This is a genomic window from Methylophilus sp. UBA6697 (assembly GCF_002454655.1).
Taxonomy (GTDB): Bacteria; Pseudomonadota; Gammaproteobacteria; order Burkholderiales; family Methylophilaceae; genus Methylophilus.
Map to the genome: position 1 here is coordinate 32,822 of NZ_DKJH01000022.1, position 12,602 is coordinate 45,423.

General features: G+C 53.5%; 10 protein-coding genes. All 10 read right to left on the reverse strand.

All coding sequences use genetic code 11. The features are described from left to right. Positions 1-14: 14 nt before the first annotated feature. The 10 genes from B3355_RS06625 to B3355_RS06670 all read right to left on the reverse strand — a co-directional run bounded on the left by B3355_RS06625 (position 15) and on the right by B3355_RS06670 (position 12,593). Positions 15-1,079, reverse strand: coding sequence for an LLM class flavin-dependent oxidoreductase (locus tag B3355_RS06625; RefSeq protein ID WP_292781746.1), 1,065 nt, complete (start codon positions 1,077-1,079; stop codon positions 15-17). 251 nt (positions 1,080-1,330) lie between these two features. Further along, positions 1,331-2,155 (reverse strand): orotidine-5'-phosphate decarboxylase, encoded by an 825-nt coding sequence (pyrF, locus tag B3355_RS06630; protein ID WP_292781749.1) that lies wholly within the window; start codon positions 2,153-2,155, stop codon positions 1,331-1,333. A gap of 125 nt (positions 2,156-2,280) precedes the next feature. Next, positions 2,281-2,952 carry an HAD family hydrolase gene (locus B3355_RS06635; protein ID WP_292781753.1) on the reverse strand — a complete coding sequence of 224 codons (672 nt, stop codon included), beginning with the start codon at positions 2,950-2,952 and terminating at the stop codon, positions 2,281-2,283. A gap of 29 nt (positions 2,953-2,981) precedes the next feature. Then, on the reverse strand, positions 2,982-3,371 hold the full coding sequence (locus B3355_RS06640) for a GNAT family N-acetyltransferase (protein ID WP_292781756.1): 390 nt from the start codon (positions 3,369-3,371) through the stop codon (positions 2,982-2,984). A gap of 23 nt (positions 3,372-3,394) precedes the next feature. Beyond that, positions 3,395-3,841, reverse strand: a complete 447-nt coding sequence (locus B3355_RS06645) for a GNAT family N-acetyltransferase (RefSeq protein ID WP_292781759.1) — start codon at positions 3,839-3,841, stop codon at positions 3,395-3,397. Beyond that, positions 3,838-4,266, reverse strand: a complete 429-nt coding sequence (locus B3355_RS06650) for a bifunctional diaminohydroxyphosphoribosylaminopyrimidine deaminase/5-amino-6-(5-phosphoribosylamino)uracil reductase RibD (protein WP_292781762.1) — start codon at positions 4,264-4,266, stop codon at positions 3,838-3,840. The genes B3355_RS06645 and B3355_RS06650 overlap by 4 nt, the downstream gene beginning before the upstream one ends. A gap of 46 nt (positions 4,267-4,312) precedes the next feature. Continuing rightward, positions 4,313-4,915 carry a nitroreductase family protein gene (locus B3355_RS06655; RefSeq protein WP_047516565.1) on the reverse strand — a complete coding sequence of 201 codons (603 nt, stop codon included), beginning with the start codon at positions 4,913-4,915 and terminating at the stop codon, positions 4,313-4,315. Then, on the reverse strand, positions 4,899-6,377 hold the full coding sequence (locus B3355_RS06660; protein ID WP_292781768.1) for an efflux transporter outer membrane subunit: 1,479 nt from the start codon (positions 6,375-6,377) through the stop codon (positions 4,899-4,901). The genes B3355_RS06655 and B3355_RS06660 overlap by 17 nt, the downstream gene beginning before the upstream one ends. A gap of 1 nt (position 6,378) precedes the next feature. Then, a complete protein-coding gene (locus tag B3355_RS06665; protein WP_292781771.1) occupies positions 6,379-9,480 on the reverse strand; it encodes an efflux RND transporter permease subunit in 3,102 nt (1,033 codons plus the stop codon). Beyond that, on the reverse strand, positions 9,477-12,593 hold the full coding sequence (locus B3355_RS06670; protein ID WP_292781774.1) for an efflux RND transporter permease subunit: 3,117 nt from the start codon (positions 12,591-12,593) through the stop codon (positions 9,477-9,479). The genes B3355_RS06665 and B3355_RS06670 overlap by 4 nt, the downstream gene beginning before the upstream one ends. Between the last annotated feature and the right edge of the window lie 9 nt (positions 12,594-12,602).

Sequence of the window (12,602 nt, forward strand, 5' to 3'; positions counted from 1 at the left end):
TCTCCTTATAAGTCCTAAGCGGCTTGCTTTTGCGCAGGATTAGTTAACTGGCGGACCAGCGGCAACACATGCGTGCCTACGCGATAAGCCTCTTCAAAATGCGGCACCGCGGCCAGTACAAATTGCGTCACGCCCAAATGTGCGTAAGCCGCCAAGGCAGTCGCTACTTCGTCATAGCTACCAATCAGTGAAGCTTTGGCGCCCGTATGTTGCTCAGAGAAGCCTGGCCACAACAATGGGGAGTCATCGGCGGGGATAGCAGCCTCGGTTTGATTCAGGAAACGTTTGGCATCCTCCAGCGCTTCTTCACGCGTTTCACGGGCCAGCACATCTATGCGCAAGGCAAAGTCGACTGCCCGGCCTTGTGCAATCTGGCGATACGCGGCAATTTGCTGCGCAATGGCATCATGTTCCACTGCATCCAGCACATGCACATCTGCATGCTTTGCGGATAGCTCAAGCTGTTCTGTGCTGTTGCCACCCAAATAAATGCTTGGCACTTGACGCTCAGACAAAGGTCCTTGAAAACCGCCATCCTGCACTTCAAAAAAGCGTCCGACAAAATTAAACGGGAAGGTCGTTAACACGCCTTTTGCCACGGTGATGAATTCATCAATGCGCGCCAAAATATCCTGTTTGGGGACAAAGTCACCCAATTGCTTGCGGATGCGCTCGTCCTGGCTGCCTTCAGTGATATGCCAGGCAAACCGGCCACCGGTATAGCGCTGGAAACTGACCGCATTTTTGGCCGCATAGACGGCAGAACCGCGTGAAGCATCAAACTGGGTCAGCAATTTCAAACGCTGCGTGCTGCGTGCGACGTAGCCCGCAACAATCCACGGCTCTTCGCCATCCGGATTATCTGGAATAAAAATGCCATTAAAACCGGAAAGGTCAGCCGCTTTGGTGACCTGGTGGATGTAATCGAAATAACTGAACGCATTGCGACGCGGGTCAGTCACGCCGTTACCGAATACAGGATAGTTGGGATCAGAGGCTTCGCCGCGGCGCTGCCTGGTCGCATTGCCATAGCGCGCATCGCCTGAAGTGGGTAATTGCCAATAAAATTGATTAGCCAAAATGTTTCTCCTTCGTTGTGCAAGCAGCTTGTGCCTGCCCGTTGCAAATATGCACTTACGAAGATGTATTGGCATGTTCCGTGCCAACTGTTTTACGGGTTAGCTTGGAAGTGATAAATAGTGCTATCTATATGAATATTAAAAACAATTAAACATTCAACAAATGTAGACACACCAGCAGGAAAAGCCGCAAATCCAACAGCATTGTTGCCATGCAAACATTTCCCCTACTTTAAGTGTTGTTATTACAACTACAAAATGCCTGCAGAAGATTGTGCACGCCTGATCAACTCAAGGTAACGCAGCGCCGAGGCCCTGGCTTGCTCGGCAAAGTCAGCGTGCTGACTGGCGTAGAGAATCGCTCTGGACGCACTCAGGATAAGGCCATGTCCACCAGCCGTCTGACCAGCATGCAGAATTTTGGGCAAATCACCGCCTTGCTCGCCAATACCAGGCACCAGGAAGGGTATATCGCCGACAACCGTGCGTAACCTGGCCATCTGCTCCGGCCAGGTTGCACCTACCACCAGCAAACAGTTATTTGCCTGATTCCACTCATCAGCAATTTTTCTGGCCACGCGCAGGTATAAAGGCTCACCGTCAACCAGCAAATCCTGAAAATCACCGGCCCCCGCGTTAGATGTCCGGCACAAGAAAATCACACCTTTATCCGCATAAGCCAGAAAAGGCGCCGCACTATCAAACCCCATGTATGGATTAATCGTCACCGCATCGGCCTGATAACGCTCAAAGGCTTCTTTGGCATACTGGGCAGACGTACTGCCTATATCCCCGCGCTTGGCATCCAGAATCACGGGGATATGCGGGTAAGATGTATGGATATAATCTATGGTTTCTTCAAGCGCACGCTCTGCGCCCAAGGCGGAGAAATATGCCACCTGTGGCTTGTATGCACAGACCACATCGTGCGTTGCATCAATCACGGCCCGATTAAACGCAAAGATGTCATTGCGGCCAAAACGTGCCGGAAAGCGCTGCAAATCAGGGTCCAAGCCAACACACAACAACGAATGACTACGTTTTTGCGACGCATTTAAATGTTCAATAAAGCGCATCCATTAATGCCTTTTAAAATAAAGCGGAAAGAAAGGCACAATCGCCACCCAAAGCCGATCCCGCTCAGGGGTCATATATATGCCAACAAAAGCAGCACGCCAGGAGAACTCAATACAAACAAATTTCATCCTTCCCTTTCCGGCAAGCCATACCTTGTACAGATTGCATGTAAAACATCCCTCATAGTATTCACACAAATCACGCCATCTGGCGCCTCACGACAATGCATAGCGATGGGATAAAGACCCGCCATTAACGCGCCGCCTACATCAGCATACAGGTCATCACCGACAAAAGTAGTTTCAGAAGCTTGAGTACCCAATTGCTCAAGAGCGATCTCAAAGATCTGATGCTGCGGCTTGCGGAATCCGACTTCTTCAGAAATCACGATAGTTTTGACAAATGCGCCAAAACCCAATGACTTGATCACCGCCTGCTGCAAATCACTGCGGCCATTCGTGACAATACCGATAGCAACTTCACACGCTTTTAACGTCTGCAAAACAAATGTTGCATCTTTCACCTCAATAGCAAAACGAGGGTAAAGCATCAGATACTCGGTCACTAACGTATCCACTACATGGCCTGTTTTCAGTTGAAACTCCTCAACGAGTTGAGCATAAACCTCGTCTTTCCATACTTTGCCATTCGCATCAAGCGCTAGAAAACGTGCTACATAATGATCCAATTGCCTGATATCTATCCCCAGGCGGGAGAATTGATCTTTAGCGAATGCACGTACACCCTCAATGCGATCGTGCAAGGTACCGTCAAGATCAAATAACACTCCCACCATTTGCAATAGCGAAATAAGCTAGCCGCTCGTTACAAACGACGACGTTCCATGGCTATCGTAGAAAACTCAAAACCCAGCTTGGCAAAAAATGTTACCGCCCCCTCGCGCCCAGCGCGCAGTATCCATGTCACCTGTAAATGACTGCCCACAACACTTTCCACCAATGCGCGACCGATGCCTTGTCGGCGGTATTTTTCAGACACAACCAGCATGGACAAATAGCCATTGGATTGTCTATCCGTCAGGGCGCGAATAAAGCCGACTATCTCATCATTCACAGTCGCAACCGTCGCAATTTGTGAGGCCGCGACCAGCGTGCGAAACTCCGCCACCGAACCCAGGCGATGGGTCCAGCCATTTTCTGCTAACAACACATAGGTCGCATCGAGGTCGTTTTCAGTGATATGACGTAACTCCATAGTCATCCCTTCACATATATTGATTAATGATCAGGCTTGGCAAGAAATGCCTGCTTGCTCTGTGAATCGAATCCGGCAGATTGGTAAAAACGGAAAACTGCCTCATCCTTACGCCCCGTTAGCAACATGACTTTGTAACAGCCTAATGACCACGCATGCGTGAGTGCTGATTGAAGAACCGCTGTGCCGTAACCATGCTTTCGATGCAAGGCATGCGTCACCACATTTTCGATCACGCCATAAGGACGGCAGCTTCGCGTGAGGTTGGGAATCACGGTAATGGTGCAACTTGATACCAACATATTGTCTATAAACACACCAAAGTAGCGAATGCCATCATTTTTCTCAACGACATCCCAAACAGCACTGACATCTTGTGGCGTTGGCAAAGGTGAGTCCGTAGCATGCAGATATTCGTATAACGCAAACAGCGCGGGCAAATCTTGACGCGTTAAATGCCGAATATTCACTTACTGCCAGCCCGGTATGGCACAGCCAGGTATGCGCCAATTTCATTTAGCACTTTGCGCTCAAGCACACCGACCACGACCTCAATCCCTGCTGCCTGTAAGATTTCGACACCAGCACCAGCATTACGCGTATCAGGATCAAGCGTGGCGATGACTACACGTTTAATGCCGCTCGCAGCTAGCGCTTTCGCGCAGGAGGGGGTTCTGCCGTGAAAGGAACACGGTTCCAGCGTGACGTATGCCGTGACTTCGGACAGGTCACCTTGTACGTTAGCCAAGGCCATCGCTTCAGCGTGATGTCGCCCAGGCGGTTGCGTATAGCCAGTTGCGATCACTCTTCCTCCATTTACCAGCACGCAACCCACTGGCGGATTAGGATGACACGCGGGCAAGGCCTTACGAGCTTCCCGCAAGGCTTGATGCATAAAGTATTCGCAGAATGAAGACACAATAACTCACCGGGCAGCAGAATTATTCTGCAAAGCTAAACTTGCCTTCAGCAACGAATTTTTCAACCGGTTTTCTAGGTGTAGGCTGCTCGCGCTCATGAAAGTCTTCTGGCAACACAGACTTGTCTGCTTGCTTACCCACGGCAATCAGGATTTCTACCTGGTAACCTTCTGGCACGCCTAATACTTCTGGCGCAGCGTCACGGTTAAAGCCACCAATCGCCCGTGTGCGCCAGCCCAGTTGATAGGCCTGGAAAGCCAGGCTGGCCCATGCCGCACCTGCGTCTAAAGAATGGTTTTTTAATGGCGATGCTGCCGTCTCGCCCGGGCGCACATGTGTCTTTTTGGAAACCAGTGCAATCAGCACAGCGGCGCGATTGACCCAGCGCTGGTTGTTCTCGTTGAGCAATGCAAACAAATCGTCCCAGTGTGCAGAGCCATTTTTAGCATAGATAAAGCGCCAGGGTTGCGAGTTATTGGCCGAAGGGGCCCAGCGCGCGGCTTCAAACAGGCTGAGCAAAGTGGCGTCATCAATCGTTTCGCCGGTGTAGGCGCGTGGTGACCAGCGGTCAATAAAGATGGGCTCTATGCTGTGTTGTGCATTTCTGCTAGCGAGTTGTGTCATGTGATTCTCCTTTGGATGGGGTTATGGTCTCAGCCGAATGATTAGCGTTCCAGCCACCGCCAATCGCGCTGACCAGTGCCACACTGGCCTGCAAACGGCGACCGTGGATGGCGATTTGATTACGTTGATTATTTAAGGTATTGGTTTGCCAGGTGATGACATTGAGATAATCCAGCGTGCCCGCTTTGTAACGGTTGGTTGACTCCTGTAACGCATCGCTCGCCGCTTTCACGGCCGCTTGCTGAAACTCGGCTTCTTCAGTGAGCAGGCTGATCGCCACCAACTGGTCCTCTACCTCTTGAAAAGCACCCAACACCGTTTGCCGGTATTGGGCAACCGTGGCGTCATAACTGGCAATGGCTGACTGCGTTTGTGCCTTGCGCAAGCCACCATCAAACACATTAAGCGCAACCAGTGGCCCGATAGACCAGACCCGGCTAGGCGAAGAAATCAGGTTGCTGAGGGTATTGCTCTGGTAGCCGAGGCCAGCGGTCAGGTTCAGGCTGGGAAAATAGGCTGTTTTTGCCACGCCAATATCGGCATTGGCAGCGGCAACACGGTGTTCGGCCGCGGCAATATCCGGGCGCCGCTCTAGCAAGGCCGCAGGCAAACTGGCAGGGATCGCAGGCAGGGCCAGCGGCGCCTGCATCTGATAAGGATTGGCGGCAATGGTCACTTCTGCCGGTGATTTACCCAGCAGCAAGGCAATTGCGTGCTCGGTTTGTGCGCGCTGCAAGCGGGTATCTGTGGCGGTCACCTGCGTGTTCTTGTGCAAGGCATCAGCCTGATTCACATCCGTTTTAGTCGCCACGCCCGCGCGGTAGCGGTTCAGCGTCAATTGCCGTGAGCGTTCCAGTGCTTTCAGTGTGTCGTCCAATAACACTAACTGTGTATCCAGTACCCTGAGCTGAAAGTAGGCCTGCAGTAGATTGGCGACAATAGAAAGTTTCGCGACTTCAACATCCGCATTAGCGGCCTGCAATGAAGCATCACCGGATTCGATCTGTTTCCTGATGCGCCCCCAGAGGTCTGGCTCCCAGCTGGCGTTAAGTCCCAGGTTATAGGTTTCCAGAATCGGGCTGCTACCAACACGGATAGCATTGGTACTACGTTTGGCGCGCGAGGCAGAACCGTTGGCGGTGATGGTCGGCCAGAGTGGCGCCCGATTGGCTGACGATAAGGCTGAAGCACGGCGATAATTCGCTTCTGCCAATAACAAGTTCTGGTTCGCTGCCAGTGCCTGCGTCACCAGCGTATTCAGCTGTGCATCCTCATAACTTTCCCACCAGGCGGTACGCAATGCCGTGTCGCCCGGTTGGCTGACTTTCCAGCCATTGACGGCATTAGCCTGTTTGAAAGCTTCCGGCACGGCAACCACTGGCCGCTCATACTGCGGCCAGAGCGAGCAAGCCGAGAGCAGTAATAATGGAATCAATCCGGCATGTTGAAATTGACGAGACATATCAAGCCTGTTTTAAATGCAAAGTAGGGTTATGTTGAAAGCGGCGCATAAAGGCGTGCCGCATGCGGTCTAGCGCCAGGTACACCGCTGGCGTGGTGTACAAGGTAAGCAGTTGACTGAACACCAGCCCACCCACGACCGAAATGCCCAATGGCTGGCGGATTTCCGCACCATCACCGGAGCCTAATGCCAATGGCAATGCGCCCAGCATGGCAGCCAGCGTGGTCATCAAGATCGGGCGGAACCTGAGCAAACACGCTTCTTTGATAGAGTCATAGGGCGCATAGCCCTGCCGCTCCAGTTGCAGGGCACAATCAATCAGCATGATGGCATTTTTCATCACGATGCCGGTGAGCAGAATGACGCCGATCAGGGCGATGATGGAAAACTCACTGTCGAACACGATTAGCGCCAGCAAAGCGCCAATACCAGCCGAGGGCAAGGTAGACAAAATAGTCAGCGGATGGATAAAACTTTCATACAGGATGCCCAACACGATATACACCGTGAGCAAGCCAGTCAGTATCAACCATGGCTGGCTGGCCAGTGAAGCTTTGAACATTTTTGCCGCGCCGGAGAAGGTCGCATTGACATTGTCTGGCGCACCAGAGCGTTCAAACGCCGCCTCAATAGCGCTGGTCGCCTGCTCCAGCGAATATCCTTCTGCCACGTTAAACGAGATGGTGGCCGCCACAAACTGCCCCTGATGGTTCACCGCTAACGGCGTACTCTTGAGCTGCCAGCGACTCAGGGCCGACAGGGGCACCCGCGTATTATTCAGACCATTAAGATAGAGTTGCTCCAGCGCTTGCGGCCCTTTGGTGAATTCGGGCGACAAGGTCAGCACCACGTAATATTGGTTCAGTGGTTCATAAATCGTCGAAATCAACCGCTGACTAAAGGCGTTGTTCAGGGTCGCATCCAGCTGTGCGGCGGTGATCCCCAGTTGCGCAGCGGCGTTACGGTCTACTTGCAATTGCAATTGCAAGCCCTGCGTCTGAAAGTCCGTATTGACGTCGGTGAGTTCTGGCAGGCGATTCATCAGCCCGCGCAATTTGGGCGTGATTTTTTCCAGCGTAGGCAGGTCGTCTGCCAGCAAGGTATATTGAAATTGTGCCCCACCCTGCCGCGCACCTATGCTGAGCTCCTGTTGCGAGGTCAGCATGAGTGACACGCCAGGCACTTTCATGAGTTTTGGCCGCAGGCGTGCAACCACATCTGCCGCCGTTGTTTCACGTTCAGGCAAGGGCCGCAGGCTGGCAAACATGGTGCCGGTATTGGTTTGGCCGCCACCCGCACCGCCGGTATATTCATAATGAGTTTTGATATCAGGGTCTTCGCTGACAATCTTCATCAGGCGGTCTATGCGCTTGCGGATTTCGGCAAAAGACAGACTTTGATCGCCCTGGAAAGAGCCCTGCAAACGGCCCGTATCCTGTTGCGGAAAGAAGCCTTTGGGCACGATTTTATACAGATGCACATTGAGCACAATCACGCCCAGCAGCAGGATGAGCATGAGCCAGCCATGGCGCAAGGTCCAGCCCAGCGTCCAGCGGTAAAACACAAACGGTGCATCGACCAAGTTAGAGAAATATCTTGCCCAGCGGCTTTGCGGCTTGGCCTCAGGTGCTTTTAAAAACTGTGCGCACAACATGGGCGTGGCGGTCAGTGACACCAGTAATGAAATCATGACTGCCACCGACAAGGTCACTGCAAACTCACGGAATAAGCGCCCCAGAATGCCATCCATAAACAGCAAGGGCACAAACACTGCGACTAGCGACACGCTCATGGCCAGCACGGTAAACCCCACTTCCTGCATGCCTTTGATCGCGGCCTCTAGCGGAGACTCGCCTTTTTCCAGATGCTGTATGGTGTTTTCGACTACCACGATGGCATCATCCACCACAAAGCTGGCCGAAATAATCAGCGCCATCAGTGACAAATTATTCAGGCTGTAGCCCAACAAATAAATCACCGCCAGAGTCCCCAGCAAAGAGACCGGGATCGCAATGCTGGGAATCAGTGTCGCGCGACCATTACGCAAAAAGACAAAGGTCACCAGGATGACGAGCGCAATCGAGATATACAGTGTGTGCTGCACTTCGCTGATGGATTTGCGCACCGTGGTGCTGCGGTCAATAATCACTTCCAGGTCGATAGACTGTGGAATCAGTGTTTTCAATGCTGGCAGCATGGTGCGAATGGCATCCACCGTTTCAATCACATTGGCGCCCGGCTGGCTTAGCACGACCAGCATTACGGTCGGCTTGCCATTGGCGGAGCCTGCATTACGCACCTCCTGCACCGAGTCCCTGACCACGGCCACATCGGTCAAACGGATGGGCGATTGCCCCCGGTAAGCCACAATCAGGTTCTGATAATCCACCGCGCGTTTGGCCTGGTCATTGACCTCAATCTGCCAGGCATGGTCCCCTGATTGCACCTGCCCTTTGGGTCGATTCTGGTTAGAAGCCGCAATCGCCGTGCGCAATTGCTCCAGGCTGATGCCATATTGGTTGAGCGCGTTTGGATTCACCTCCACGCGCACTGAACGCAAGGCACTACCGTTGATACTGACCTGGCCAACACCGCGTACCTGCGAGATTTTCTGGCCCAGGATAGAAAACGCATAGTCATACAACTGCTCTTTGGTATGCGTAGGCGAGGTCAGCGAAATCGCCAGGATAGGCGCGGCAGAGGCATTGATGCGGCGGTAGCTGGGATTGGACGGAATATTGCGCGGCAATAAAGCCCGCGCCGCATTGATGGCAGCCTGCACATCACGTGCTGCGCCATCAATATTGCGGTCCAGCTCAAACTGCAAATTAATCCGCGTGGCGCCTTGCGTGCTGGTAGAGGTCATCTCCTCAATGCCGGCAATCCTGCCGAAAGCGCGTTCCAAGGGGGTTGCCACCGTCGCCGCCATGGTTTCCGGGCTGGCACCGGGCAAGTTGGCGGCCACATTAATGGTCGGATAATCGACTTGTGGCAACGCAGCGCGTGGCAGGTATTTAAATGCCAGCAGGCCGGGCAAAGCAATCGCCAGTGTCAGCAAGGCAGTCGCTACCGGGCGCCGGATAAAGAGGGTCAGCACACTCATGGCTTTTCCAACGCGGTAGTCACCGATTGCGCAATATGCACATGACGATGCCTGAAACGGTCGGCCAAACGGTCAAACGTCAGGTAAATCACTGGCGTGGTATACAAAGTGAGTACTTGGCTGAACAACAAACCGCCGACCATGACAATGCCCAGTGGCTGCCGCAGCTCAGCACCGGTGCCATGACTAAACATCAGCGGCAAGGCACTCAACAATGCCGCCAGCGTCGTCATCAGGATAGGCCGGAAGCGTAACAACGATGCCTGGTAAATGGCGTGCGAGGGCGGGCTACCATGCGCACGTTCGGCATCCAGTGCAAAATCAATCATCATGATGGCGTTTTTTTGCACAATCCCGATCAGCAATACGATGCCGATAATGGCGATGATCGTCAGGGACTGCCCACTCACGGATAAAGCCAGCAAGGCACCGACACTGGCCGAAGGTAAAGTGGAGAGGATAGTCAGCGGGTGCACAAAACTTTCATACAATACACCCAACACGATATACATGGTGATGAGCGCTGCAACCACCAGCAGCAATTCATTATCCAGCGCCGCCCTGAACGCATTGGCAGCCCCCTGGAAACCCAGTTGCACGGTAGAAGGCAATTCCAGTTTGGCCGTCGCAGCCTCAATGGCAGACACGGCTTCGCCCAAAGACACGCCCTCCGCCACATTGAAATACACCACTGCCGCCGGAAACTGGTCCTGGCGGTGAATCAGCAAATCGCCCACACGCTCACTGAATTGAGCAATGGTAGACAAAGGCACGGCTTCGCCTGCAGCATTGGTCACATATAGTTGTGCCAGTGACTGTATGCCCACATCGGTACTGGCATGTGCCTCGAGTACGACGCGGTACTGGTTGGTCTGGGTAAAAATAGTAGACACAAAGCGCTGGCCATACGCGCTGTACAACACATCATCAATGGCCGACATACTAATGCCCAGGCGGCTGGCCGCATCACGATTGACCTCAACATACAGCTTCAACCCCGCAGACTTTTCGCTACTGGTCACCTCTTTGAGGGATGGCAATTGTTGCAAAGCATGCACCAGGGTTGGCAATGCCTGCTGCAAGGCCGTCGCATCCAGACTGACGGCGGTCAGCTGGTAGCTGGTCGGCCCGGTGCGGGTTTCCACGGTTAAATCCTGTACCGGTTGCATGCGCAAAGTAAAACCCTGGTCTTCAGGCACGCGTTGCTGCAAACGGTCTATGACCTGTTGAATGCGTGTTTTCCGCTGTTCCAGCGACTTGAGTTTAATCAGCAGCCGGCCTTCATTTAGGGTTTTATTGATACCGTCTACACCGACCACAGAAGAAATGCTGTCCACATCATCGTCCTGCAATAGTTGCTCGACTATCGCGTGATGCTTTTCGGATACCTGCCGGAATGACCATGATTGTGGCGCTTCGATGGCTGCCTGGATCAAGCCATTATCCTGAATCGGGAAAAAGCCCTTGGGCACCCACCACACTAGCCAGAAGGTCAGCAGCAGCGTCACCAGGGTCACCGCCAGCGCCAGTGCCTGATGTGCCAATACCCAGCGTAACGAACGCGCATAGCCGTTGGTGAGTGCGGTAAACCGCTGCTCCAGCCAGCGTTGCCAGGCGGCCGTGTTGCGCGCATCGGCACGCTTTAGCAGGCGCGCACTTAGCATCGGTGTCAGGGTCAATGACACAATGCCGGAAATCAGGATGGCAATCGCCAGCGTACTGGCAAACTCGCGGAACAAGCGACCGACGATATCCTGCATAAACAACAATGGAATCAGCACCGCAATCAGTGAGAAGGTCAGCGAGATAATGGTAAAGCCGATTTCCCGCGAACCTTGCAAGGCGGCCTGCATAGGGCTGGCACCTTCCTCGATATGACGCGAGATGTTTTCTATCATCACAATCGCATCATCCACCACAAAGCCGGTGGCGATGGTGAGGGCCATCAAGGTCAGGTTGTTGACGCTAAAGCCCGCAAAATACATCACGCTAAATGTACCCAGTAGCGATAACGGTACCGCCAGGCTAGGAATCAGGGTGCCGGCCAGGGTTTTCAGGAACAGAAAGATCACCATGATCACTAGTGCAATCGCCAGCATCAGCTCGAGTTGCACATCGTGAATAGCGTTGCGTATACTGGTGGTGCGGTCTGAAATAACCTCAATCTGGATATTGGACGCAATGGTCGCTTTCAACTCTGGTAGCAGCGCCTGTATCCTGTCGACCACCTCAATCACGTTCGCGCCCGGCTGCCGTTGTATGCTGAGCAAGATGACCGGCTTCTGGTTGACCCAGGCACCGAGATAGCGATTCTCGACATCATCCGTGACTTCTGCCACATCGCCCAAACGCACCGGTGTCCCATTGCGGATAGCGACAATTTGCGTGCGGTATTCGCTGGCCTTTTTCAACTGGCTGTTGGCATCCAGGGCAATCGACAAATAAGTACCATCTATATTGCCTTTAGCCTGATTGGAGTTGGCCGCAGCGATGGCGGTACGTAAGGTCTCAAAACTGATGCCATACGCTGCTAGTGCCTGTGGATAGGCACGGATACGCACCGCCGGGCGATTGCCGCCGCCGACGCTCACCAGACCAACCCCACTGACCTGTGAGATTTTCTGCACCAGACGCGTTTCTACGACATCTTGCAAATCCGGCAGAGCCAGGCTTTCGTCACTGACGGCCAGGGTCAGCACCGCTGTATCGGCCGGATTGACCTTGCTGAATACCGGCGGCGCGGGCAAATCGGTAGGCAGGTAATTGGCGGCAGCGTTAATCGAGGCCTGTACGTACTGCTCTGCCTCATCCAGGCTTAAATGCAAGGCAAACTGCAAGGTAATCACCGAGCTCCCCGCCGAGCTGGAAGAAAACATCTGGCTCAGGCCGGTCATGGAGCCGAACTGCCGCTCCAGTGGCGCGGTGACCGCTGTGGCCATCACATCGGGGCTGGCACCGGGATACATGGTGACCACTTGTATGGTCGGGTAATCAACTTGCGGCAAAGCCGACTGCGGCAACAGGCGATATGCCATGAGGCCGGACAGTAACACGCCCAGCATCAACAGCAGCGTCGCCACGGGCCGCTCAATAAATAACCGTGAGGGATTCATACGCGCTCA

Coding starts and splice junctions, on each gene's coding strand:
- B3355_RS06640 (WP_292781756.1), bottom strand. CDS start 3,371: ATGGAGTTACGTCATATCACTGAAAACGACCTCGATGCGACCTATGTG.
- B3355_RS06660 (WP_292781768.1), bottom strand. CDS start 6,377: ATGTCTCGTCAATTTCAACATGCCGGATTGATTCCATTATTACTGCTC.
- B3355_RS06650 (WP_292781762.1), bottom strand. CDS start 4,266: ATGCATCAAGCCTTGCGGGAAGCTCGTAAGGCCTTGCCCGCGTGTCAT.
- B3355_RS06665 (WP_292781771.1), bottom strand. CDS start 9,480: ATGAGTGTGCTGACCCTCTTTATCCGGCGCCCGGTAGCGACTGCCTTG.
- B3355_RS06655 (WP_047516565.1), bottom strand. CDS start 4,915: ATGACACAACTCGCTAGCAGAAATGCACAACACAGCATAGAGCCCATC.
- pyrF (WP_292781749.1), bottom strand. CDS start 2,155: ATGCGCTTTATTGAACATTTAAATGCGTCGCAAAAACGTAGTCATTCG.
- B3355_RS06635 (WP_292781753.1), bottom strand. CDS start 2,952: ATGGTGGGAGTGTTATTTGATCTTGACGGTACCTTGCACGATCGCATT.
- B3355_RS06670 (WP_292781774.1), bottom strand. CDS start 12,593: ATGAATCCCTCACGGTTATTTATTGAGCGGCCCGTGGCGACGCTGCTG.